The sequence below is a fragment of the Dongia sp. P2_B8 genome (genome assembly GCF_056404715.1).
Map to the genome: position 1 here is coordinate 229,920 of NZ_JBFUDM010000006.1, position 24,255 is coordinate 254,174.

Genomic DNA, 24,255 nt, shown 5'->3' on the forward strand with positions numbered 1-24,255 from the left:
TCGATGCAGAAATTTCGCGATCTTTCTCCGATCACCCTAACCCAGCCGCTGTAGCGCCATCCCTGCTAGGTGATAGTCGATGCACCATTGTGTAAACGGCACTGCGCGAGCGCGTTCATAAGCGGCGCGTGCGGCAGCGATATTGCCTGCCGCCTCCGCCGCCAGACCGGTGAAGCGATCGAAGATCGCAAGAGTCTCCGCGCGTGTCGTCCAGGTCATGTTCTGAAGGTGATGTTCGAGATCGGCGCGCACCCCATCGCCGCCGAGAATCTTCCAGGCTAGCGCCGCCCAATGACCTGGCTCCGCCGCAAAGGCAGCCGCCGCGCACGGCCTTGATTCCGTCCGACCGAAATGCCGGTCGAGAACGGCCAGCCAGAGCGCCTGTTCCGCATCCAAGGCATCTTGCCGTGCCAGTTCCGCCACCAGTTCCAGCTCCGCCAAGGTGGCAGCACGATTGCCGGCGAGGCGATGTAATTCGGCGCGCGCCAACGCGAGGCGACAGCGATATTCCGTCTGCGCATTGCCAAGATCGGCAGGAGATGTGGCAACGGCCAACGCCTCCTCAAGACCACCGACGGCCAAGGCGAAGATGATCTGGGCCTGGATCACGAAAGCCGGATCTTCTCCTGCCTCCAGCGCCTCCGCCATCTCCTGCCGCGCCGCCGTGAAATCGCCCTGTGCCGCATACGCAAAGGCAAGCCGCCGCAAGGCTTCGTTGCCATAGGTGCAGCCGCCCTCATACCCTGTGCGGAGTTCGGTCGCGGCCGCCGCGGCATCGCCCTGCTCAAACAGGATGCTGCCCAGCAGCAGCTGGAAATCGGCGCGCTCGGCGCAGGGTGGGCAGATCTCGATGGCTTTGCGATAGGCGGCGATGCCCCCGTCGACATCGCCATCGGCCAGCATGTCGTCCGCGGTCGAAATGGTCATGACAGAGGCAATGAACCGCCGCGACGCCCCATCGCCCCGAGCAAGGCCGCATGCCTGGCCGCTGTTGATCTCTGCATCGTCCTTGCTGTCGTCCTTGATGTTTGCCGGCCGCATGTCCATTGCCTCAATTGTTCATCTTATGTTCCATTCTAAGAACAATGCCCGTAGGTTGTAAATACGAAACTTATACAATTTTTAAAATTTATAGAGCAGCCGGCGGATGTTATGGCTGCGCCGCCATGAGGGCCATTTCGGCCTTGGTCATCGCCTGGACCGGGTCATCGCGGTTGCAGGTCTTGCTGGCCTTTTCCAGGAGGGCCTGGGCGAACTTTGCCTGCCCGTCCGCCGCAGCGAAGGCACCGGCATAGAATGCCAGCTCACAGATATGCTGGCGCTGGATTTCGGCATTGTTGCCGGAATGGCGCTCGCCGTCGGCCACCTCCTGCAATTTCTGCTCGCCCAGCAGATAGGCGATGATCGGCCGTGGCCATTCATGGCTCTCATGGGCACCTGTGGCGGCACCCAGCAGGCTGCGCCCATCGCTGCCCATGCGTGTCGCGATCAGCCCCTGGAGCAGCGCCAGGCGGTTGAAATCATCGTTGGTGGCCAGGGCAATGGCGGCACGGATATTTTCATCGGCGAGACCATATTGGCCGGCGATGAAATCCGCCTGCGCTGCCGCTTCAAGGCTGGAGAGGGTCGGCGGGTCTTCGGCCCGTACGGTGGTTGGGCGGAGCAGCGGGCAGAACAGCACGGCCAGCAACACAGCGCTGCGCAGAGTCCGCCCCCGCTTTCCCCTCATTCCCACGATGCGCGTCCCCTTTGCGCGGACAATCTTCAGTCGAGGTGCTGCCCCAACTGCCTGGCCCCCATCTGCCGAGCCCGGGCCTGCCGGCTGCTGACCCAGCCAAGGCCTGCAATCGCCACCAGGATAAGCCCCATCCCCACCCCTTCGACAAGCCCCGGCCGCTCACCCAATTGTAGGGTTGAGAGAAGAAGCCCCAGAAGTGGTGTCAGCAGAATGCCGAGCGAGGCCAGGCCCGCATCCAACCGGTTGAGGAGCGTGAACCAGATGACATAGGCCAAGGGCGTTGCCGGGCCGATATTGTAGAGGAGTGCCGTGATGAAGCCCGGCGTCCAATTGATGGGCGCCTCCGGCACGATGAGCGCCACGATGCACAGCATGATGGCGCCAGCCAGCATCTGCCAGGCTGTGAGCGCCAGATTGTCCATGGCGCCGTCGCGCGTCGCGCGCTTGGTGACGACCACGCCGAGGCCCCAGGTGAGGCCAGCCCCCAGCGCCAGCATGACGGCGGGCAGTGACCCGGACTTTCCGCCAGCCGCCGAGATCAGCACGATGCCGATGAGGGCGAGGCCCGCCGCCCACCATTGAGCACGCGGGACACGTTCCTTGAGCAGTAGCACCGAGAAGACCAGGACCCAGAGCGGCATGGTGTAGTTGAGGACGGCACTGCGCCCGGCCGTCCCGGTCGAGAGCGCCCAGGTCACGAGGCCGAAACAGAGCGCCGTCTGCAGGGCGCCGATGAGCACGACGATGCGCCAGCGCGGCAAGAGTGCCCGAAAATGCAGGGATCGTCCCATCAGCTTGAACGTGGTCATGAGGACGATGCTGCCGCCGAGGAAGCGGATCGCCGCAAAAGCAAACGGCGGTGCATACATCACCGCCGTTTTCATCATCACCCAATTATAGCCCCAGATCAGCGACAGCGAGGCGATGAGCGCCAGGGCCTGCCAATGCTTGAGGCGCGCTGGCTTGAGATAAGCAGGCGCGAGTGGTGCGTTCATGACATCAACCCGCGCAGGAGAAAATCAATCGCCCGTTAATCAATCACCCGTCACCAGGCGTTCGACCAGCTGCTTCACCGTGGGCACGAAGCCGTTCGAGTAGAACGGGTCGTCGGAGAAGCGATAGGCCTTGTTGCCGGCGAACATCAGCTGGTCTTCGATCTTGTCGGAATGGCTGATCTCCTGAAGCGTCTTCTGGATGCAGAAGCTCCGGGGGTCGGCCTTGTGGCCGGTGGTGCCGGCCTCGTTCTGCGCCCAGTTCGAGAACGCACAGGCGGAGAGGCAGCCCATGCAGTCGATCTGGTCCTTCAAGATCTCGTCGGCCTTTTCGCGCGTGACGAAAATCAACGTCGATTCCGGCGTGCGCAGGGTTTCGGTGAAGCCCTGGGCCACCCATTGCTCCGCGCGCAATTTGTCAGCTGCGGTCAGGTACACCAGACGGCCGCGCGCACCCACGGCAAACGCCCATTCATGTTCGCCGACCTTGTGCTGCGAATAGGCGACCTGATGTTCCGAACGCTGGCGCAGTTCCTGGATGAAATCATTGTTGACCGCCGACGAATAGAAACCGGTCGGGCTGAAGCGGTTGAGGAACACATCGCCTGCCTTCAAGGTCACCAGGCGGCGCTTCCAGGCGTCCGAGATCGGGCTTTCCTGGGTGAGCAGCGGACGCGTACCGAACTGGAAGGCGATCGGGCCCAGTTCCGGATTGCCGATCCAGTTTTCCCATTCGCGCAGGTACCAGACGCCGCCCGCCATGATGATCGGCGTTTGGCCAAGACCGCATTCGTCGCGCATGGTGTTGCGCAGTTCGCGCACGCGCTCATAGGGCGCCTGCGGCTCGTTGGGGTCTTCGCTGTTGGAAAGGCCGTTATGGCCGCCGGCCAGCCACGGATCTTCGTAGACGACACCGCCCAGGAGATCCTGGAATTTGTGATAGGCGCGCTTCCACAAGGCACGGAAGGCGCGGGCCGAGGAGACGATCGGGTAATAATGGATGCCATATTGCGCGCAGATTTCGGCGATGCGGTAGGGCATGCCGGCGCCGCAGGTGACGCCGTGGATGAGGCCCTTCGCCCCTTCGAGAACACCGTGCAGCACGCGCTCGGCGCCCGCCATCTCCCACAGCACGTTCATGTGCAGGCGGCCATTGCCACCCATGCAATCATGAGCGATGCGCGCCTGGGCGATGCCGCCCTTGATCGCGTAATTGAGCAGTTCCTCATGGCGGTCGCGGCGCGTCTTGCCGTGATAAAGCTGCGGGATCGGCTTGCCGTTCTCGTCATAGGAATCGGCATTGACGCCGGAGAAGGTGCCGACGCCGCCGGCCAGGGCCCAGGCGCCGGAGGATTGCCCGTTCGACACCGAAATGCCCTTGCCGCCTTCGATAAGCGGCAGGACTTCGCGTCCCGAAATGATCAACGGCTGCAATGATTTCACCCGAGCCTCCCGCTCGCCGCCCCCGTCCCAATGCCCTGGTGGGAAGCAGCATCCATACTTATATAATTATTGTGCGACGGCAGCCAAGATGCGCGCCGGCGCATCGGTAAACACACCGTCCACACCCCAGCTGATCAGCTGCTTGGCGCGGGCGGCATCGTTAACGGTATAGACCAGAAGGCCGTAACCTTCAGCCTTGATTTCAGCGGCCCATTCCGGGGTCGCGTCACGGTCCCAGATATTGACCGTGGCCACTTTCAAATTCTGGGCCAGGTCCAGCCAATTGGCCGGATGTTCCTCGAACAGCAGGCCGCGCGGGAATTCCGGCGCCTGGTCGCGGGCGATTTCCAGGCATTCCAGCACGAAGCTGGAGACGAGCGGCTTGGGCTTGGCTTGTGGCCACAGATGCTTGAGTTCGTCGAGGACGATAATGGCCGTATCGCGCGCCCGGCCCGGGCAGGGCTTCAGTTCCAGGTTGAACTGGATATCTTCCTGCGCAAAGAGCTTCAGCGCCTCAGCCAGCAGCGGCATCTTCTCGCCAGCGAATTGCGGACCCTTCCAGCTACCCGAATCGAGCACGCGGAGCTCGTCATAGGTCAGCGCCCGCGCCGGACCCGTGGCGTTGCTGGTGCGGTCGAGATTATCGTCATGAAGGAGAAAGGCACGGTTGTCGGCCGACAGCTTGGCGTCGAATTCGACCCAGGCGGCGCCTTGGCGCTTGGCCTCGCGGAAGCTGGCCAGGGTGTTCTCCGGGGCCGCTTCGGCGGCACCCCGATGGCCGATCACCCGTGGCAGGGAAAGCGTCGGTATTGGCATCGGGCTAATATATCAGAAGCGAAGAGCGGGGATGATGGCCAAAAGCCATCATCCCCAAACCTTCACGATTCCACGCGTTCGGCACCGCGCGAGGCGCGACGCTCGGCATCGGCCTTGGCGATCTCTTCCGAGAGGTCGGCGCCGGTCTTCTGGTCGACGACACGCATGGAGAGCTTCACCTTGCCGCGATCGTCCATGCCCAGCACCTTGACCTTCACGGCCTGGCCGACTTCGACCACGTCCGAGGTCTGCTTGACGCGCTGCGGCGCCAGCTCGCTGATATGGACGAGGCCGTCCTTCGAACCCAGGAAGTTCACGAAGGCGCCGAAATCCATCAGCTTCACGACCTTGCCGTCGTAAATGACGCCGACTTCCGGCTCCGCGACGATGCCGCGGATCCAGTTGATGGCTGCTTCGCCAGCCTTGGCATCGACCGCCGCCACCTTGATGGTGCCGTCGTCTTCGATGTCGATCTTGGCGCCGGTGACTTCGCAGATTTCGCGAATGACCTTGCCGCCCTGGCCGATCACTTCACGGATCTTGTCCTTCGGGATGTTGATAACCGTGATGCGCGGGGCGTTCTGGTTGACGCCGTCGCGGGCGCCGGTCATGGCCTTGGCCATTTCACCGAGGATGTGCAAACGGCCATCCTTGGCCTGACCCAGGGCGATCTGCATGATCTCGGCCGTGATCGAGGTGATCTTGATATCCATCTGCAGGGCGGTGATGCCCTGGTCGGTACCGGCCACCTTGAAATCCATGTCGCCGAGATGATCTTCGTCGCCGAGGATGTCGGAGAGAACGGCAAATCCGTCCTTTTCCTTGATCAGGCCCATGGCGATACCGGCGACCGGGCGCTTCAGCGGCACACCGGCATCCATCATCGCAAGCGACGAACCGCAGACCGAGGCCATCGACGAGGAGCCGTTGGATTCGGTGATCTCGGACACCACGCGGATGGTGTAGGGGAAGTCTTCCTTGCCCGGCATCATCGGATGCACGGCGCGCCAAGCGAGCTTGCCATGGCCGATTTCGCGGCGGCCGGGCGAACCCATGCGGCCGGCTTCACCGGTCGAATAAGGCGGGAAGTTGTAATGCAGCATAAAGGTCTCGCGGAATTCACCTTCCAGCGCATCGATGATCTGCTCGTCATCGCCGGTACCGAGCGTGGTCACGACCAGCGCCTGGGTTTCACCACGGGTGAACAGCGCCGAACCGTGGGCGCGCGGCAGGATGCCGACTTCAGCCGTGATCGGACGAACCGTCTTGGTGTCGCGGCCATCGATACGCAGGCCGGTTTTGAGGATGTTGCCGCGAACGATGTTCTTCTCAAGCTCCTTGAACTGCTTGCCGACGAGTTCGGCCTTCTTGTCATCGGTGCCGATCGTCTTCTTGGCTTCGTCCTTCACAGCCGCGACCTTGTCGGTGCGCGCCTGCTTGGCGGTTTCCTGATAGGCGGTCGTGAGCTTTGCGGAGAACTGGGCCTGCAAGGCGTCGTACACTTCGGCGGCAGCAGCGTCCGGCGGCGTGAGATCGCGCGGATCCTTGGCACATTGTTCGGCCAGTTCGATGATCGCATTGATCACCGGCTGGAAGCTCTGGAAGCCGAAATTGACGGCGCCCAGCATGACTTCTTCGGACAGCTCCTGTGCTTCCGATTCCACCATCAGAACGCCTTCCGAGGTGCCGGCGAGGACGAGGTCGAGCTTCGACTCGGCAAGGTCGCTGCGCTTCGGGTTGATGACGTATTCGCCGTTGATGAAGCCGACGCGCGCCGCACCGATCGGCCCCAGGAACGGGATGCCGGAAATGGTGAGAGCGGCCGACGCGCCGATGAGGGCGACGATGTCCGGATCGTTTTCGAGATCGTGGCTCAAGGTCGTGCAGACGACCTGGGTCTCGTTGCGATAGGTCGAATGGAACAGCGGGCGGATCGGGCGATCGATGAGGCGGCTGGTCAGCACTTCCTTTTCGGTCGGACGGCCTTCACGCTTGAAGAAGCCACCGGGGATCTTGCCCGCGGCGAAGGTCTTTTCCTGGTAGTTGACGGTGAGCGGGAAGAAGTCGATGCCGACCTTCGGCTGCTTGGCGCCGACGGCGGTGCACAGCACGACGGTTTCGCCATAGGTCGCCAGCACGGCGCCATCGGCCTGGCGCGCGATGCGGCCGGTTTCGAGCGTCAGCTTGCGCCCGCCCCACATCAGTTCCTTGCGATAGATCTTAAACATGTAATGGTCCTTTCAGGGCTCCGCCCGCCAATTGGGACGATAGCCAGTCATCTCGACCGGATGAATGCCGGACCCGCGAAAGCAACGCATGGAATGTCGGTGTGCGTTGCTTGCGTCGGCCCGGCTCGTTGCGGCTTGGGCGCGGCGGTCGATGAACCGCGCCGGCCGGTTTGGGAAGGGAATCGTATCGGAAAGAATCGCAATTCCCCCAATACGACAATCCCGCCCATGACACTTGGTCTTGGGCGGGATCCCCGATGGGTTTAGCGGCGCAGGCCCAGCTTGGCCAGGATTTCCTGGTAACGCTGGTTGCTGGTCTTCTTCAAGTAATCGAGCAAGCGGCGACGCTGCCCGACCATGACCAGCAGACCGCGACGGGAATGGAAATCCTTGTCGTGGCTCTGCAGATGCTCGGTCAGATTCTTGATCCGCTCGGTGAGGAGCGCGATCTGCACTTCAGGCGAACCGGTATCGTTGGCGGCCTTGGCAAATTCCTTGAGAACTTCTTGCTTACGTTCGGCAGTGATCGACATCGACCTTCTCCTTCTGGTCCTAATGGTTGATGACGCGCACCGGGACGAGCTCGCCGCCCTCGTAACGGGTGAGGGCCACGATTTTGCCTTCCGACATGGCGCAAACCATGCCGCCGGGAGTGAACTCCCGAAGTCGATCGCGGTCTTGGCGGTGGAGTAATCCAACCGGTTGCCCGGACCGAAGGCGTATCGCCTCGGTGGCCGATAAGGCCAGTGCCGGGATGTCGTCCAGCGCGGTCTCTATCGGCAACAAATGCTCAAAAGCGGCCGGAATATGCCCCAATGACTTGAGAGCGTCCAGCGAAATCGCCTTTTCTTCGGTGAAACCCCCAACAGATAGTCGGCGGAGGGCGGAAATATGGCCGACAGACCCAACATGTTGAGCCAGATCCCGCGCGAGGCTCCGCATATAGGCGCCTTTCCCGGATTTGACCTCAAATACGGCCTCGTCCGGACCCAGGAATTCGACCAGGCGGAAATCGTCGATGCGGATCTTGCGGGCGGCCAGTTCCACGGTTTCACCGTCGCGGGCGAGATCATAGGCCCGTTCGCCATCGACCTTGATCGCCGAAAACTGCGGCGGCACCTGGTCGATGAGGCCGATGAAAGTGGGGAGTGCCGCCACGATGGCAGCCGCATCCGGGCGGACGTCGGACCGGGCGATCACCTCGCCCTCGGCATCGTCGGTCGAGCGCTGCTCGCCGAATTTCAGGGTGAAGCGATAGGCCTTGGTGCCGTCCATGACATAGGGCACCGTCTTGGTGGCTTCGCCCAAGGCAATCGGCAGGATGCCGGACGCCAACGGGTCAAGCGTGCCGCCATGCCCCGCCTTCTGCGCATCGAAGATGCGCCGTACGGCCGCCACGGCCTGTGTCGAGGTGATCCCTAACGGCTTGTCGAGGATGACCCAGCCATCGACCTTCTGGCCCTTCTTGCGCCGGCTCATTCTGATGAATCGTCGCCCGGGTTAATAACCTTGGGCTCGGCCTCCGCGAGCTTCGCGGCCTTGGCTTCTTCCTTGGCCTTGGCAAGGTCGGCCCGCACCACGGGATCGTGCAGCAGGGCCTCGATGCGGCTTGCCTCATCAAAGCTGTCGTCGATCTTGAAGCGCAATTGCGGGCTGACGCGCATCTCGACCTGGCGGGCGAGTTCGCCGCGGAAATAGCCGGCAGCACGGTTGAGCGCGCGCACGACCTTCTCTGCATCGCCCGGCTCATGGGCGCCGCCGAACGGCGCCATGAAGATGGTGGCATTGCGCAGATCCGGGCTGATCTTCACCACCGTCACCGTGACCATGCGGCCGGCGAGATCGGGATCGGCAAGATTGTTATCGGCGATGATACCCGCCAGCACATGCCGGATTTCTTCAGCAATGCGCAACTGGCGCTGGCCGGCCTTGGGTGTGACGGTTTTCTTCTTTTGCATAATTTGGCGTCCAATCGCCCCCTCTCCCTAACCCTCTCCCACTTAGGGGAGAGGGGATCTGAGCCAGCTTGAACGCAAGCGTCTCAGCGAACTCGGTCGGGCTCCCTCCCCCCAACGTGGGGGAGGGTTGGGGAGAGGGGGATTGAGGTGATTTCCGGCTTAAATCAAGCCAGTTCGCGGGCGACTTCTTCCATCTCGAAGCATTCGATGATGTCGCCCTTGTTGATGTTGTCGTAGTTCTCGAAGGCCATGCCGCACTCGAAGCCTTCCTTGACGTCGCGGACTTCGTCCTTGAAGCGGCGGAGAGTCTTGAGCGTACCTTCGTGGATGACCACGTTGTCGCGCAGCAAGCGCACCTTGCCACCGCGCTTGACCATGCCTTCGGTGACCATGCAACCAGCGACCTTGCCGGTCTTGGTGACGTTGAACACTTCGCGGATCTCGGCATTGCCGAGGAACTTTTCGCGCAAGGTCGGTGCCAGCATGCCGGACATCGCCGCTTTGATATCATCCACGACGTTGTAGATGATCGAGTAGTAGCGGATGTCGACATGGTCGCGCCGTGCCATTTCGCGGGCCTGCGGATTGGCACGCACGTTGAAGCCGATGATCATGCCGCCCGAGGCACGGGCCAGCGTGATATCGCTTTCGTTGATGCCGCCGACTGCCGCATGCAGGATGCGCGCCTTCACTTCCTCGGTGCCGAGCTGCTTCAAGCTGCCCGAGATTGCTTCCACGGAACCCTGCACGTCGGCCTTGATGACCACGGGCACTTCCTTGGCTTCACCGGCCTGGATCTTCGAGAACATCTGCTCCAGCGTCGAGCGGCCGGCAGTAAGCGCCAGCTGTTCGCGCTGACGATGCAGGCGGAACTCGGTGATCTCGCGGGCACGCGCTTCGGTATCGACCACGACGAAGACGTCACCGGCAAGCGGTGTGCCCTGCAGGCCCAGCACTTCGACCGGGCTTGCGGGACCGGCACTGTCGATGGTGCGGCCGCGATCGTCCTGGAGCGCGCGGACGCGGCCCCATTCGGCACCGGCCACGAAGATATCGCCGACTTTGAGCGTGCCTTTCTGCACCAGCAACGTCGCCACCGTGCCGCGGCCACGCTCGACCTTGGCTTCGACCACGGCGCCCATGGCCTGGCGATCGGGATTGGCCTTCAAGTCGAGGATTTCGGCCTGCAGCAGCAGGGTTTCCTCAAGCTTGTCGAGGTTCATCTTCGACTTCGCCGAGACTTCGACGCTGAGCACGTCGCCACCCATGTCTTCGGTGACGAGTTCATGGTTCAAGAGTTCGCGACGCACGCGGGTCGCATCGGCACCGGGCTTGTCCATCTTGTTGATGGCAACGATGATCGGCACCTTCGCGGCCTTGGCGTGATGGATGGCTTCGATGGTCTGCGGCATGATGCCGTCATCGGCCGCCACGACGAGGACGACGATGTCGGTCACGTTGGCACCGCGGGCACGCATTTCGGTGAAGGCCGCGTGGCCCGGCGTATCGATGAAGGTGATCTTCTTGGCCGAAGGCAAGGTCACCTGATAGGCACCGATATGCTGGGTGATGCCACCAGCTTCATGGGCCGCGACATCGGTCTGACGCAAGGCATCCAGCAGCGAGGTCTTGCCGTGATCGACATGGCCCATGATGGTGACGACCGGGGGACGCGGCAGCAAATTCTCTTCGACATCGACTTCGCCTTCGAGACCGACTTCGACGTCGGCCGCGGAGACGCGACGCACGGTGTGCCCGAACTCACTGATGATGAGTTCAGCCGTGTCGGCATCGATCGTCTGGTTGATTGTGGCCATAACACCCATTTTCATCAGCGCCTTGATAACGTCGGCGCCGCGTTCGGCCATACGGCTGGCCAGTTCCTGAACAGTAATCGCCTCGGGCAGCACAACTTCGCGCAGCACTTTCTGCTGCTGCTGGTTGGCCAGCATCATGGCGCGCTTTTCTTTTTCGGTGCGGCGGCGGAAGGCTGCCAGCGAGCGTTGACGCTCGCCACCCTCGGAATCCAGCGCCTGCGTCACCGACAGCTTGCCGGCGCGACGCGCTGGCTGGTCCTTGCCACGACCGGCGACGGGCTTGGCAGCCGGCGCACGGTGGCCGGTGGTACGGCGGCGGGCTTCTTCGTTTTCTTCCTCGCCCTGCTTGGCGACGGCCTTGGCAAGATGCATGCGCCCGACATGGGGCACAGCACCCGGCACGGCGACCGGCACGTCAGGCTCGGCAGCAGCAGCAGCGGCAGGCTTGGTCGCAGGCGCCTCAGCCACGGTCTCGCGCGCCTTGCGGGCGGCGTCTTCGGCGGCTTTGCGCTCTTCTTCCTCGCGGCGGCGGCGATCCAGCTCGACACGTTCGCGCTCTGAACGCTCTGCGGCGAGGCGGGCTTCCTCGGCTGCCGAGACCTTGCGGACGTCTTCGTCCTTCTTGGCCTGCTCCAGCACCTTCAAGCGGTTCTGGCGTTCCTGGTCGGTCAGCGTGTGGTGCGGACGGTCGTCGACCTCGACAACCGGCGCCACCGGTGCCGGTGCCACGGGCGCCGCCTTCACCTCGATCTCGGGAACTGCTTCGGCCGCCTTGCCACCGGCGCCGGTCGTATAGGTACGCTTCTTCTTCACCTCGACCGCGACCGTCTTCGACCGGCCATGCGGGAAGCTCTGGCGCACCTGGCCGCCATCCACCGTCTTCTTCAACTCGAGCTTGCCCGACGAAGAAAGCTTCAGCGGCTTGCGGGTTGGCGTATCGGTATCACTGGACATGCTGCGCGTATTTCCGTTCGTAAAGTACGTCGTTAGGTAGACATCAGGTTGCGCCACAAGGGGGCGTCGTCAAATCTCATTAAAGTGTCCCGGGCACAGCGGTCCCTCCCGTGGAACCCACAGCCGCGGAATCCGCCGCCGGCATGAAGCCAGCATGGCGCCGCAGCGTGACACTCAGTCGGTCGGCCATACCGCCCGGCTTAACCGCCACATGCACCGCGTGCAGCCGGCCAAGGGCCGGCGCCAGGGCTTCGGACGGCAGGGGCGCCCATATCTCTACTCCAGGACCGGCCAGTCGCGCCAGCTTGCCTCGACCTTCGGCGGCCCCATCGCTGGCTTCGAGCAGCAATTTGACCTTGCCGGCCCGAAGGGCGATCTCGACCTTGTCGAAGCCAGCGACCAGATGGCCCGACTTCTTGGCCAGGCCCAGCTGATCGAGCAACTGGCGTTCCAGAAGATGCGCCACCTGCTCCGGCAACCCGGCAGCAGCCTTGGCTGTGCCCTTGGTAACCTTGGAAAAAATGTGCTTTCGCACGGCTTCTTCCAAGGTCTTTCGATCCGCCGTCACCCAATAGCCGCGGCCCGGCAGATCGGCCTTGAGATCGGGCACAATATCACCGGCAGGGCCGGCCACGAAACGGATCATCTGGCTTTTATCCAGAACCGTCCGCGTGACGATGCAGGTACGGGCAGGTCCGGTCATCTCAAGATCCGGCATCTCAGGGACAGACTCGTCCATATCCACCGCCGCCGGGTCGATTTCGTCCGGTTGCGGGGTCATGACTGCCAGGTCCTGATGATGGCTGCGATCCATTGCGCCTCGATTTTCCGCCTTACTTCTTCTCGTCTTCGAACCAATGGGCCCGCGCCGCCATGATGATGGCGTTGGCGTCGTCGGCCGTGAGGTCGAATTCCTTCAGGATGCCATCCTTGGCATCGACCAGCTCGTCGGCGGCGAGGTCGGCAAGGTCGTCGAGGGTTTTGACACCCTTTTCGCCCAGCGCCACCAGCATCGGCGGGGTCAGCTTGTCGATGGCGGCCACCTCGTCGGTGACGCCCAGTTCCTTGCGCTTCTCCGTCGAACGCTCCGATTCAGCCTCGATCCAGGCCTGGGCGCGCGCCTTCAATTCGCCGGCGACGTCGGTATCGAAACCTTCGATGCCAGCGAGATCCTCGGTCGGCACGAAAGCCACTTCCTCGACCGACGCGAAGCCTTCGGTCACCAGCAGGTGGGCGATGACATCGTCGACGTCGAGCGCATCCATGAAGGTCTGCGAGCGCGACTTGAACTCTTCCTGCCGGCGCTCGGATTCCTGGGCTTCGGTCAGGATATCGATGTCGAAATCGGTGAGCTGCGAGGCCAGGCGCACATTCTGGCCGCGGCGGCCGATCGCCAAGCTAAGCTGGTCGTCCGGCACCACGACTTCAATGCGGCCGGTATCCTCGTCGATGACGACCTTGGAGACTTCGGCCGGGGCCAAGGCGTTGACGACGAAGGTCGCCTGGTCCTGGCTCCAGGGAATGATGTCGATCTTTTCGCCCTGCAGTTCTTGAACAACCGCCTGGACGCGGCTGCCGCGCATACCGACGCAGGCGCCTACGGGATCGATGCCGCTGTCGTTCGACATGACGGCGATCTTGGCGCGGCTGCCGGGGTCACGGGCGACCGACTTGATTTCGATGATGCCGTCATAGACTTCCGGGACTTCCTGGGCGAACAGCTTCGCCATGAAGTCGGGATGCGTACGCGACAGGAAAATCTGCGGGCCACGCTGCTCTTCGCGCACATCGAAGATGATGGCGCGGACGCGGTCGCCGGTGCGGAAGGTTTCGCGCGGCAGCAATTCGTCACGGCGCAGCATCGCTTCGCCGCGGCCGAGATCGACCGTGATGTTGCCGAACTCGACGCGCTTCACCAGGCCGTTGATGACCTCGCCCTTGCGGTCCTTGAATTCGTCGAACTGGCGCTTGCGCTCGGATTCGCGCACTTTCTGCACGATCACCTGCTTGGCGGTCTGGGCGGCGATGCGGCCGAAATCGATGGGCGGCAGTTCGTCGATCAGGAAATCGCCGGCCTTGGCATCCGGCTTACGGCGTGCCGCGGCCTTGACCGGGATCTGGGTCACTTCGTTCTCGACCACGTCGACCACTTCCTGGACGCGGATCAGCTTGATCTCACCGGTCTTGCGGTCGATCTGCGCGCGGATGTCATGCTCATGGCCATATTTTGACCGGCCGGCCTTCTGGATGGCCTGCTCCATGGCGGTCAGCACGTCGTCGCGGTCGATGCCCTTCTCGCGTGCGACCGCGTCGGCGACCTGCAGAAGCTCCATACGGGGAATGGCGATGCTCGTTTCCATAATGACCTCGGTTGGCGTCAATTCAATTCGGCTTCTGCCGCCGCCTCATGCGCCGCAATGAGCGCATCGGTCAGCACCAGTTTAGCCTTGGCGATTTGGTTGAGCGGCAGGGCGACTTCCGCCCCTTCGCTGTCGATCTGGACGTTCTCGGCCGCGACACCCTTCAAGATGCCCTTGAAGCGCTTGCGGCCGTCGATGGGTTCAAAGGTCTCGATCTTTGCTTCATGCCCGGCAAAGCGCACGAAATCCTTGGGGCGTGTCAGCGGCCGGTCGATACCGGGCGACGAGACTTCCAGGGAATAGGCGTCGGTGATCGGGTCTTCGACATCGAGGATGGCCGAGACGGCACGGCTCACCCGGGCGCAATCCTCGACCGACATCACACGGTCTTCCTTGGGCTCAGCCATGATCTGCAGCACCTTCCTGGTGCTGCCGGCAAGCGTCACCCGCACCACTTCGTAGCCGAGGGCCTCGATGCTGGGTGAAATCAGGTCAGCGATGTGATCGGTCAAAGACATGCAATCTGGCAAAAATCCGGGTCGTGAAGATGGTTTGATCCCAGGAAAAGGCGTCCAAAACGGACGCTGGCCAAAAGCTGCCCAACAAAAAAGGCGGGCCGTTGGGCCCACCCTCTAGCTGGATCTCATCGGACCCTGGGATTTGCTCGGGAATATAGGCATTTCAAGGCGGGATGCAAGGAGATTCGGGTTCGGCCCGGCCACCCCTCCTAACCGCGCCTATCCGCGCTAACGACTTGATCTGGCGCGGTCTTACCGGGTCGGCCAGGCGCGGAGCGCGGTCTCGGCCACGGCTTTGAGATCATCTGGCCCCACCCCGTCGCGGGCCTGGATGGTCATGCCCTGCAGCACTGTCCCGAAAAAGCGCGCAAGGCCGCAGGTATTGGTCCCCGCTGGCAATTCGCCGTCCGCCAAGGCCTGGTCGAAGCGCTGTTTGAACAGGCCCAAGGACAGGCCGCGCCGCTCGGCGATGGCGTGCTGCAGCGTTTCGGCGGTGGGCGCGCAATGGGTCACCGCATTGGCCAACATGCAGCCGGCCGGCCGGTCCTTGCGGGTGAGCTCGCTGGCCGATGTCATCAAAATTTCTTCGACCGCGGCATAGGCTGTGGGCGCCTTGTCGAGGATCGAGGCGGTCAGGGCGCCGGGCCCAGCGCGGTAGCGATCGATCGCCGCCTGGTAGAGCTTTTCCTTGTCGCCGAAGGTCGCATAGATGCTGGACGGGCTGACGCCCATGGCGGCACTGAGATCGTCGACCGACGTGCCCTCATAGCCCCGGTCCCAGAACAGCATCATGGCGCGGTCCAGGGCGGTATCGGGATCGAAGGCCTTCGGCCTGCCCCGCCCCCGCTTCTGCGTGTCTCCAGCCATTTCCATAGCGATCGTTCCAAAAATATCTTGACGCGATCGCTCCGGCCACCTAGCTTCCGGTGAACACCGGAACGATCGTTCCATAAATACATAAATAATGCGGGAATTGGCAAATGGCAAGCCTTGAACATGTAAAGACAAATGACGGCACCATCGGGGCACCACCCTCGACCCTCTCAGCCTGGGCGGCCGTCCTGTCGGTGGCAATCGGCGCCTTTGCCCTGGTGACGACCGAGTTCCTGCCCGTGGGCCTGCTGCCGGCCATTGCGGCGGACCTCGGTATCACCGATGGACAGGCAGGTTTGATGGTCACCATGCCGGGTTTGCTCGGCGCACTCGCGGCCCCTGCGGTCACGGTCGCTGCCGGCAGGCTCGACCGGCGCTATGTCCTTCTTGGCCTGATGGTCCTGCTGTTCACCTCAAACGTCGCCGTGGCGCTTTCGACAAGTTTCGTGCCGCTGCTGATCGGCCGGCTGCTGCTGGGGATCGGTGTCGGCGGTTTCTGGGTGATCGGTGTCGCGGTCGGGCCCCGGCTGATGCCCTGGGCTGCGGTTCGTGCCACCTCGCTGATCTTTGCAGGTGTGTCGCTGGGCACCGTGGCCGGCGTGCCGGCAGGGTCGCTGGTGGGCGAACTCCTTGGCTGGCGGACAGCGTTTGCCGCGGCGGCCGGCATTGCCGTCCTGGTGATCGTCGCACAATGGATATTGGTACCGCCTTTGCCGACGGCGCGGGCAACACGCATCCGCGATCTGCCGATCCTGTTCACGATCCCCAAGGCCAGGCTCGGCCTCATCGCCACCCTGCTGCTCTTCACCGGCCAGTTCGCCGCCTACACCTATATCTCGCCCTTCCTTATCGACGTGTCGGGTATCAGCGTCAGCACGGTGACGTTGCTGCTGCTGGTCTATGGGCTGACCGGTTTCGTCGGCAATGTCGCGGGCGGCTGGGTTGCCGGCAAGGATGTCCGCGTGGCGCTGATCGGCACATCGCTGCTCCTTGGCCTCGCCATCCTGTCGTTGCCGGCCTTCGGCGAAAGCAAGATCGCGGCCTCGGTGATTGTGGGGATCTGGGGCCTGGCCTTCGGCGCCCTCCCCATCAGCATCCAGACCTGGATGTTCCGCGCGGCACCCGAAGCCTTGGAAACGGGCGCTGCCATTTTCGTCTCCATGGCGCAGGTGGCGCTTGCCGGCGGCGCGCTGGTGGGCGGCCTGGTGGTCGATGCGCTGGGTGTCCCCAGCACCATGATGCTGGGTGCTGCCTTCGTCCTGGCCAATGCAGCCCTTATCACCACCTTTGGCCGCGGGCGGGTCACGGCCCCCGTCCTCGCGGAGCAACCCGCGGAATAACAAGCCCTGTCGGCGCAGTCGCAAATGGAACGATTGATTGGCTTGATTGCGACAGGCAAGGTCGCAACCAAACGCGGCAGGACCCGTTTCTCTCTCTTATGTTTCGTCCCGAGGTGCGACGCCGTTTTTCTGGGAGAACGGTGCCGATAATTGGGAAGCCGGTTGAACACCGGCGCTGCCCCCGCAACGGTCATGGCGGAGATGGGCGCAGCTAAAAGCCACTGGGCGATCGGCCCGGGAAGGCGCTGCACCCGGCTCGAAAGAGCCACTGCCTGAGCCCGGAAACCAGCCTCAAGGATTTGGTCCGTGATCGCGGTGGGCGATTGGGCGAGGATGCTTGCGGCTGCCTTCCGCGACATCATCGACCAGCTACCCTCAGCGACCACCCATCATCAACTTGCCCCGCCGGGAGCGTTTCCCGGTGCGCTATCGCTGAGGTGCTTTCATGGTGTCGCATTCCACCCAGATGCTGGTCGAACTCCTGGGCCGCCAGCCCAATTTCAGCCTGCCGCAGAAATTCTATACCGATGCGGACTTCTTCCAGCTCGACCTTGAAAACATCTTCTACCGCGAATGGCTGTTCGTCGGGCATTCCTGCGAGATCATGAAGCCTGGCGAGTTCATGACCGTGAAGATCGGCGCCTATCCGATCATCGTCACCCGCGGCAATGACCGTGTCATCCGTGCCTTTCACAATGTCTGCCGCCATCGCGGGCAGCAGCTGTGCACCAAGGACAAGGGCGCCGGCGCACGGCTGGTATGCCCCTATCATCAATGGTCCTACGATCTCGACGGCCGCCTGGTCTATGCGCGCGACATGATGAAGGAGATCGACACCAAGAAGTTCGGCCTGAAGCCCGTGCATTGCGAGGAAATGGCCGGCTACATCTTCATCTCATTGGCCGAGCAGCCATCCTCCTTCGCCGATTTCCGCGCCCAAACCGAAGGCTATATGGCGCCGCACAATCTCGAAAACGCCAAGGTCGCCTTCGAGTCGACCATCGTCGAGGAAGGCAATTGGAAGCTGGTGATCGAGAACAACCGCGAATGCTATCACTGCGCCGGCAGCCATCCGGAACTGTGCCGCGTCTATTCCGACAGCCCGACCCTGACCGGGGTCGATCATGTCGGCGAAGACAATCTCATCGCCGCCCATGCCGCCCGCTGCGAAGCGATGGGGCTTCCCAGCCAGTTCCGCATGTCGGCAAACGGCCAGTACCGGACAGCGCGCATTCCCTTCAACAGCGATGCCGTCTCCATGACCATGAGCGGCGCGCCGGCCGTCACCCGCAACACCGGCGACTATCCGTCCAACAATCTCGGCTCCATGCTGCTGTTCCACTTTCCCAACACCTGGAACCATCTGCTGGCGGATCACAGCTTGAGCTTCCGCATCCTGCCGTTGAGCCCGACGCAGACACAGGTCACCACCAAATGGCTGGTGCATAAGGACGCCCTCGAGGGTGTCGACTATGATGTGAAGACGCTCACGGAAATGTGGACTTCCACCAACGACCAGGATCGCCGCATCGTCGAGGACAATCAGAAGGGCATCCTCTCGCCGGCCTATGAGCCCGGACCCTATTCGCTCGCCCATGAAGGCGGCGTCATCCAGTTCATCAAATGGTATGTCGACCTCATCACGCCGCGCCTGAAACAGGTGACGGCCGCCAACCGCTACGTCGCGTGATCACGATGGACACGCCGATCGCCAACGAGGCCGTGCGTTTCTGGGATGCAACGACGACGCCCTTGCGTTGCGTCGACATCATCGCGGAAGCACCCAGCGTGAAGACCTTTCGCTTCGCGGCAACCGATGGCAGCTGGTTCCGCTATCGGCCCGGCCAGTTCATCACCGTCGAGCTGCCGGCGCCGGGAGGCACGGTCTATCGCACCTACACGCTCTCTTCCTCGCCGACGCGGCCACAGCTCTGCAGCATCACGGTGAAGGCGCAAGGAAACAGCATCGGCTCGCGCTGGCTGCTGGAGAGCTTCAAGGTCGGCGCGACATTGAAGGCCTTCGGCCCCGCCGGCGATTTCACGCTGAAGGATGCGCCCACGAAACTGCTGCTGGTTTCGGGTGGCAGCGGTATCACACCGATGCTCTCCATGACGCGCCATCTCTTCGACACGGCGGCCAAGGTTGATATCCGCTTCCTGCATTTTGGCCGCGCGCCTGCGGATCTTCTCTGCCGCGGCGAGCTGGAAAGCATGGCGGCATCATGGCCCGCGCTCAAATTGCGCTGGGTGGTGGAAGATGACAGCGGCGCGCCCTGGTCTGGCCCCACCGGCCGCATCGACCGGGCGATGTTGTCGCTTCTGTGCCCCGACGTCGCATCGCGCGATGTGTTCTGCTGCGGGCCGGAACCCTTCATGAAGGCGACACGGGATGCAGTCACGGCCATCGCCGGCTCGCTCAGCCGCTATCAGGAGGAAAGCTTCCAGCCCACCGCACCCGCCCCGGCGCCAGAAGCCGCCACCGCGGCCCCTGCGGTCGGCGATTGCGAGGTGAGCTTCACCAAGAGCAAGCGGTCAGTGAAGATCGGCGGCGATGCAACCATCCTCTCGGCTGCACAGGCGGCTGGCCTTGCCATCCCCTATGCCTGCCAGATGGGCCTGTGCGGATCCTGCCGCGTCATGAAAACCGAGGGCGAAATCGCCATGCAGCATGATGGCGGCATCTCCGATGACGAGATCGCCGAAGGCTACATCCTCGCCTGCTGCTCGAAGCCGGCCAGCGCCTCGATTGCCATCGATCTCTAAAACAGAGTCACCCCTCACCCCCCCCTCTCCCCGCTATCGCGGGGCGAGGGGGATTCGAGCGAGTTCGCTTTTAAGCCCCCCGCCCCTCTGGGGAGAGGGGTTGGGGTGAGGGGCCTTTTCTAAATTCACGCCAGCGGCAACCTTACCTCGGCGGTCAGTCCGCCTTCTGGTGCATTTGCGAGACGCAGACTACCACCATAGGCGTCGAGCAATTCACGCACGATGGCAAGGCCGAGGCCGCTGCCCGCGACGCGCTCGTCAAGCCGCAGGCCGCGTTTGCCAAGATCGTCGAGCGCCTCGGCCGGCACGCCCGGCCCGTCGTCGCGGATCACGGCAACCGCCATGCCGCCATCGCTGGCAACCGTGGCGTGGATCTCGCTCTGCGCCCATTTCGCGGCATTGTCGACGATGTTGCCGAGCAGTTCGGCAAGGTCATGTGGGTCGATCGCCACATTGATCTCGCCGGTTGCGTCGACATGCCAGGTCTTTTGCTCGCCCTGGGGAGAGCGCTTGATGGTCTCGGTGATGCCGCGCAACACATGGGGCAGGTCCGCCCTGGCACCCTGACGGCGCGTGTTCGCTGCCACCCGCACCCGCGCCAGTTCATGATCGACATGGCGCTGCATGGTCCTGACCAGATCCTCGATCTCAGCAGCAATTTCCGGCTGCCCATGGCGGCGCAATTTGTGGGCATCGTTGGCCAGCACGGTAAGGGGTGTCTTGAGACCATGCGCCAGATCGGCCGCCCGCATGCGCGCCCGTGCCACCGCCTGCTCCTGCACTTCAAGGAGATCGTTGACCTCCTGCACCAGCGGCATGATCTCGTCCGGGAAATCGCGCGCCAGGCGCCGCTCGCGGTTGGTGCGGATGGCGATGACGCCTTGGCGGATCGCCTCCAGCGGCTTCAACCCGACATTGACCTGCGCCCAGGCCGCCATGGTGAGGACCAGGGCCAGCACGATGAGCGCCGGCGCGATATCCTCGACGAATTCGTCGCGCGCATTATCAAGTTCATGCTGATCGACCGCGACGACGATGCGCAGGATGTGCTCGGTACCCGCCCGGTCGAACACGATGCGCCGTTCATAGGCATGGACCGGCCGGTTTTCCGGCCCACCCAGATCGTAACGCTGCGGCCGGCCGATGGCGACCGTCGGCGGCGGCAATGCCAGCACATAATCCCACAGCGAGCGCGAGCGCACGACCGCGGCGCCGTCGCTCACGATCTGCCAGTAGAGCCCGGCATAGGGTCGCTCGAATCTGGGATCGGCCAGCGCATGGGCGAGTACCGGGGTTCCGTCGGCCTGGAATTCGACCGCACCGGCGATCTGCGTCACGAAAGTATGGAGTTCCGCATCGATGCGCCGTTCGACATGCCGGTCGAACAGGGTCACCAGGCCGAATCCGGCCAGCACCAGGGCCAGCCCCACCGAGATCGCCGCCGCCAGCAGCAGCCGCAGGCGCAGCGAGCGCCGGCTCATATGCCGACATCATTGACGATATAGCCGAAGCCGCGCCTTGTTTCGATGAGATCCGCCTTCAGCTTCTTGCGCACGCGCCCGACCAGCACCTCGATGGCGTTGCTGTCGCGCTCGAAATCCTGGGCATAGAGATGTTCGGTGAGCTCGATCTGGGTCACCACGCGCCCGGCATGATGCATGAGATAGCTCAGCAGCCGATATTCCTGTGGCGAGAAATTGATCGCCTGGCCGTCCTGGGTCACGCGCATCTGGCGCGGATCCAGCGTCAGCGGGCCAATGCTGATGGTGGTCGTGGCATTGCCGGCCGAGCGGCGGATGATGGCACGGAGCCGCGCCAGCAACTCGGCCATGTGGAAGGGTTTGGGCAGATATTCATCGGCACCGCTGTCGATGCCCTCGACCCGCTCGCTCCAGCTGCCGCGCGCCGACAGGATGAGGATCGGGAAGTGCCGGTCGTTGGCCCGCCATTTCTTCAAGATGGAAAGCCCGTCCATATGGGGGAGCCCCAGATCCAGGACCACGGCATCATATTCTTCGGTATCGCCGCGGAACCAGGCCTCTTCGCCATCGGTCACCGCATCGACGACATAGCCGGCGCCGCGCAGCGACAGGGCCACTTCTTCGGCGATACGGCTGTCATCCTCAACCAGAAGAATTTTCATTTCTCGAGCTCGATGGTGAGAACCTCGGCGGTCTTGCCGTCGACGTCGATTTCACGCACATGGCCATCGGTGTCGATGATTTCGATCTCATAGACCCATTTGCCTTTCTTGCGTTCCAGCTCGATCTCGACGACATCGCCAGTATAGGCCGCCTGGATCCGCGCCAGAACCTCTCCCAGCGGCAGGATTTCCTTGTTCTCGAGCGCCTTCCGGGCCGTTTCCTGGTCTTCCACGGTCGGCTCCGACGCCTCGCTGCCTTCGGCATGGGCTGGCGCCGGCAGCAACGGCCAGAAATTGGCACCGAGGCAAAAGGCCGCGGCCAGAAGAGCCCCGGCCCGCCGCCCAGCCCATCGCCCAGCCGATCGGTTATGCGGAAAAGATTGAGAAACGAAACGCATGATGAGGCTGACCTAACCCCGCTGACGACCCTGATGGACCTACCTGGGGCCCTACATGGCAAAATCAAGCTGACAGATCGCTGACAGGGGCGGTTAGCCGCTGGTCAGCCCGACGCGCTTAGTGTGCCCGATATCGGCGGCCAATGCCAAGCAAGCGCAATCCGGCAAAGTCCAACCAGCAAAGTCCAATCTGGCCGCCCCGATTTGAGGGAGAACATCATGTGGAGAACCATTCTGTCAGCCGCCATCCTGTTCGGTCTCAGCAGCCTGCCTGTGGTGGTGGGCCTCGCTGTGGCGAGCGACGAACAGGTCTGCCGGGCACCGCTGGCCACGACATCCACCATGAGCGCCGCCGAGGCGCGAAGGATCGGCGAACAGCTCGGCTATGTCATCACCAAGGTTCATGTCGATGACGGTTGCTATGAGCTCAAGGGCAGCGACCGCAACGGCGCCGAAGTTGAACTCACCCTCGATCCCAACACCGGCACCGTCTTGCCGGCCCGTGGGACAAATTCGCAAGGAACAAACTGATGAACGCCCCTGTCATCCGCTCCCGGATTCTCAACACCCCCATTCTTGACAATGGCGGTGAGGCCTTGTCTTCAGCCGAAGCCTGGCGTGCCCTTCTTGACAGCGACCAGGCGCGCACCATCGCCCCACCCCGCTCTCAAGAGCCCGTTGGCCACAAGGCACGGCGCCTGTTCCGCGATCTCAGCCTCTATAGCGCACCGAAGCATCCCGCTCTTCGATTGCTGTACACGCCGGTATTGCGGCAGATCGCGCTCAGTGCCCATGCGGCTTATTGCCTGTTCCGCGTCGGTGGCGATGTCCAGCGCCGCTTCGGGAAATCGCGGCTGCGGCAAGCCGGCGAAATTGCGGCCCTCGCCTTTCAGGAAGGGTTCGACGCCAATACCTATTACATGCAGGAACTCTATCGCCCCCTGGGGCGGCGGCGCGCCAGCCGGACACTGACGCGGTTCGAGACCAAGAACGGCCTGCTGAAAGAGTTGAAGGAGCTGGTGCCGCTGCTTGCCCCGAAGCGGATTTCACTGGGTGACAAGCTCGCCTTCCACGACCATTGCAAGGCGCATGCGATCACCACCATTCCGGTCCTGCTGACAGCGACGAATGGCACGATCGATCGGCGGGCCAAAGGATTGGCACCCGAATTCGCAGGGGGCAGCGATCTTTTCATCAAGCCGCGCCATGGCAAGGGCGCACAGGGAGCGGCCTTCCTGCGGCGGCTTGGCGATGATCATTATTGCACGAGCGATGGCCGGATCATGACCCACGCGCAACTGCTCGACGATCTGGCGCGCCGATCACTGACAATGCCCTATCTATTGCAGCCGCGGCTGGTCAACCACGCCGATATCGCCGATCTGGCGTCGGAATCGCTGCTGGTGGTGCGGGTGATCACCTGCCTCGATGCGCGAGGAATCCCCAGCATCACCCATGGCATGCTGCGGGTCATCGGCAAATTGGAGCCGGATTGGAACGACATCACCGAATATGCGGCACCCATCGATCTTGCCACCGGCCGGATGGGCGCCATGACCGGCGACAAGCTGGGTGCAGCCCTCTCCTGGCATGACCGCCATCCGATAACGGGCGCACCTGTCACCGGCCGCATCCTCGCGGCCTGGCCGGAGATACGCCGTGCCGCCCTTGCAGCACACAAGGCTTTTGCCGATCGCCTGCTGCTCGGCTGGGATATCGCCGTGACACCGCAAGGCGTCATCATCGTCGAAGGCAATGCGCTCCCCGACGTCGCCTTCCTGCAGCGTGTCCACCGGCAAGCGATCGGCGACAGCCCCTTGGGCCCGTTGCTGCAGGGATATCTGGATTTGCTGGAAATGACGGAGCCTTAAACTATCCCGTCATGCTAGCCCTGCCGTCATCCCCGGGCTTGAC

22 protein-coding genes and 1 riboswitch are annotated in these 24,255 nt (G+C 63.0%); of the genes, 5 read left to right on the plus strand and 17 right to left on the minus strand.

Annotation, left to right across the window (positions count from 1 at the left end):
• Positions 1-36: 36 nt before the first annotated feature.
• From AC1DWZ_RS17845 to AC1DWZ_RS17910, 14 genes are all read right to left on the minus strand, one after another.
• Entirely contained in the window at positions 37-1,041 is a 1,005-nt protein-coding gene (locus tag AC1DWZ_RS17845) for a tetratricopeptide repeat protein (RefSeq protein ID WP_477170280.1), read from the minus strand.
• A gap of 109 nt (positions 1,042-1,150) precedes the next feature.
• On the minus strand, positions 1,151-1,729 hold the full coding sequence (locus AC1DWZ_RS17850) for a hypothetical protein (RefSeq protein WP_477170281.1): 579 nt from the start codon (positions 1,727-1,729) through the stop codon (positions 1,151-1,153).
• 35 nt (positions 1,730-1,764) lie between these two features.
• Positions 1,765-2,733, minus strand: a complete 969-nt coding sequence (locus AC1DWZ_RS17855) for a DMT family transporter (RefSeq protein ID WP_477170282.1) — start codon at positions 2,731-2,733, stop codon at positions 1,765-1,767.
• A 39-nt stretch (positions 2,734-2,772) separates the two neighbouring features.
• Positions 2,773-4,173, minus strand: coding sequence for an NAD(P)H-dependent flavin oxidoreductase (locus AC1DWZ_RS17860; RefSeq protein ID WP_477170283.1), 1,401 nt, complete (start codon positions 4,171-4,173; stop codon positions 2,773-2,775).
• Positions 4,174-4,239: 66 nt separating this feature from the next.
• Positions 4,240-4,989: a glycerophosphodiester phosphodiesterase gene (ugpQ, locus tag AC1DWZ_RS17865; protein ID WP_477170284.1), complete on the minus strand. Its 750-nt coding sequence runs from the start codon at positions 4,987-4,989 to the stop codon at positions 4,240-4,242.
• A gap of 62 nt (positions 4,990-5,051) precedes the next feature.
• Positions 5,052-7,217, minus strand: coding sequence for a polyribonucleotide nucleotidyltransferase (pnp, locus tag AC1DWZ_RS17870; protein ID WP_477170285.1), 2,166 nt, complete (start codon positions 7,215-7,217; stop codon positions 5,052-5,054).
• A 263-nt stretch (positions 7,218-7,480) separates the two neighbouring features.
• Positions 7,481-7,750 (minus strand): 30S ribosomal protein S15, encoded by a 270-nt coding sequence (gene rpsO, locus AC1DWZ_RS17875; RefSeq protein WP_303979975.1) that lies wholly within the window; start codon positions 7,748-7,750, stop codon positions 7,481-7,483.
• Between the two features lie 19 nt (positions 7,751-7,769).
• The gene (gene truB, locus AC1DWZ_RS17880) at positions 7,770-8,696 is read right to left on the minus strand and encodes a tRNA pseudouridine(55) synthase TruB (RefSeq protein WP_477170286.1); all 927 of its coding nucleotides are present in this window, start codon (positions 8,694-8,696) and stop codon (positions 7,770-7,772) included.
• Entirely contained in the window at positions 8,693-9,175 is a 483-nt protein-coding gene (rbfA, locus tag AC1DWZ_RS17885) for a 30S ribosome-binding factor RbfA (protein WP_477170287.1), read from the minus strand. The genes truB and rbfA overlap by 4 nt, the downstream gene beginning before the upstream one ends.
• A gap of 164 nt (positions 9,176-9,339) precedes the next feature.
• Complete coding sequence (gene infB / locus AC1DWZ_RS17890; RefSeq protein WP_477170288.1) at positions 9,340-11,946, minus strand: translation initiation factor IF-2; 2,607 nt, start codon at positions 11,944-11,946, stop codon at positions 9,340-9,342.
• A 79-nt stretch (positions 11,947-12,025) separates the two neighbouring features.
• Complete coding sequence (locus AC1DWZ_RS17895) at positions 12,026-12,727, minus strand: RNA-binding protein (RefSeq protein ID WP_477170289.1); 702 nt, start codon at positions 12,725-12,727, stop codon at positions 12,026-12,028.
• Positions 12,728-12,779: 52 nt separating this feature from the next.
• Complete coding sequence (gene nusA / locus AC1DWZ_RS17900) at positions 12,780-14,306, minus strand: transcription termination factor NusA (RefSeq protein ID WP_477170290.1); 1,527 nt, start codon at positions 14,304-14,306, stop codon at positions 12,780-12,782.
• A 17-nt stretch (positions 14,307-14,323) separates the two neighbouring features.
• Positions 14,324-14,824, minus strand: coding sequence for a ribosome maturation factor RimP (gene rimP, locus AC1DWZ_RS17905; RefSeq protein ID WP_477170291.1), 501 nt, complete (start codon positions 14,822-14,824; stop codon positions 14,324-14,326).
• Positions 14,825-15,076: 252 nt separating this feature from the next.
• The gene (locus AC1DWZ_RS17910; RefSeq protein ID WP_477170292.1) at positions 15,077-15,697 is read right to left on the minus strand and encodes a TetR/AcrR family transcriptional regulator; all 621 of its coding nucleotides are present in this window, start codon (positions 15,695-15,697) and stop codon (positions 15,077-15,079) included.
• A gap of 107 nt (positions 15,698-15,804) precedes the next feature.
• Here AC1DWZ_RS17910 and AC1DWZ_RS17915 point away from each other — a divergent pair, with 107 nt between their 5' ends.
• The 3 genes from AC1DWZ_RS17915 (at position 15,805) to AC1DWZ_RS17925 (ending at position 19,800) form a co-directional block, all read left to right on the plus strand.
• Positions 15,805-17,037, plus strand: coding sequence for an MFS transporter (locus AC1DWZ_RS17915; RefSeq protein WP_477170293.1), 1,233 nt, complete (start codon positions 15,805-15,807; stop codon positions 17,035-17,037).
• A 94-nt stretch (positions 17,038-17,131) separates the two neighbouring features.
• Positions 17,132-17,345: riboswitch (cobalamin riboswitch) on the plus strand.
• 137 nt (positions 17,346-17,482) lie between these two features.
• The gene (locus AC1DWZ_RS17920; protein WP_477170294.1) at positions 17,483-18,727 is read left to right on the plus strand and encodes an aromatic ring-hydroxylating oxygenase subunit alpha; all 1,245 of its coding nucleotides are present in this window, start codon (positions 17,483-17,485) and stop codon (positions 18,725-18,727) included.
• A gap of 5 nt (positions 18,728-18,732) precedes the next feature.
• Positions 18,733-19,800, plus strand: coding sequence for an FAD-binding oxidoreductase (locus AC1DWZ_RS17925; RefSeq protein ID WP_477170295.1), 1,068 nt, complete (start codon positions 18,733-18,735; stop codon positions 19,798-19,800).
• A gap of 125 nt (positions 19,801-19,925) precedes the next feature.
• Here AC1DWZ_RS17925 and AC1DWZ_RS17930 read toward each other — a convergent pair whose 3' ends face one another.
• Genes AC1DWZ_RS17930 through AC1DWZ_RS17940 form a run of 3 tightly spaced genes read right to left on the minus strand, consistent with a single transcriptional unit; the run spans position 19,926 to position 22,341 of the window.
• A complete protein-coding gene (locus AC1DWZ_RS17930) occupies positions 19,926-21,281 on the minus strand; it encodes a sensor histidine kinase (RefSeq protein ID WP_477170296.1) in 1,356 nt (451 codons plus the stop codon).
• On the minus strand, positions 21,278-21,943 hold the full coding sequence (locus AC1DWZ_RS17935) for a response regulator transcription factor (RefSeq protein ID WP_477170297.1): 666 nt from the start codon (positions 21,941-21,943) through the stop codon (positions 21,278-21,280). Before AC1DWZ_RS17935 ends, AC1DWZ_RS17930 begins: the two co-directional genes overlap by 4 nt.
• A complete protein-coding gene (locus AC1DWZ_RS17940; protein WP_477170298.1) occupies positions 21,940-22,341 on the minus strand; it encodes a PepSY domain-containing protein in 402 nt (133 codons plus the stop codon). Before AC1DWZ_RS17940 ends, AC1DWZ_RS17935 begins: the two co-directional genes overlap by 4 nt.
• A 219-nt stretch (positions 22,342-22,560) precedes the next feature.
• On the opposite strand from AC1DWZ_RS17940, the gene AC1DWZ_RS17945 reads away from it, so the two are divergent.
• Positions 22,561-22,872 carry a PepSY domain-containing protein gene (locus AC1DWZ_RS17945; protein ID WP_477170299.1) on the plus strand — a complete coding sequence of 104 codons (312 nt, stop codon included), beginning with the start codon at positions 22,561-22,563 and terminating at the stop codon, positions 22,870-22,872.
• Positions 22,872-24,212: a sugar-transfer associated ATP-grasp domain-containing protein gene (locus AC1DWZ_RS17950; RefSeq protein WP_477170300.1), complete on the plus strand. Its 1,341-nt coding sequence runs from the start codon at positions 22,872-22,874 to the stop codon at positions 24,210-24,212. Before AC1DWZ_RS17945 ends, AC1DWZ_RS17950 begins: the two co-directional genes overlap by 1 nt.
• Positions 24,213-24,255: the final 43 nt, after the last annotated feature.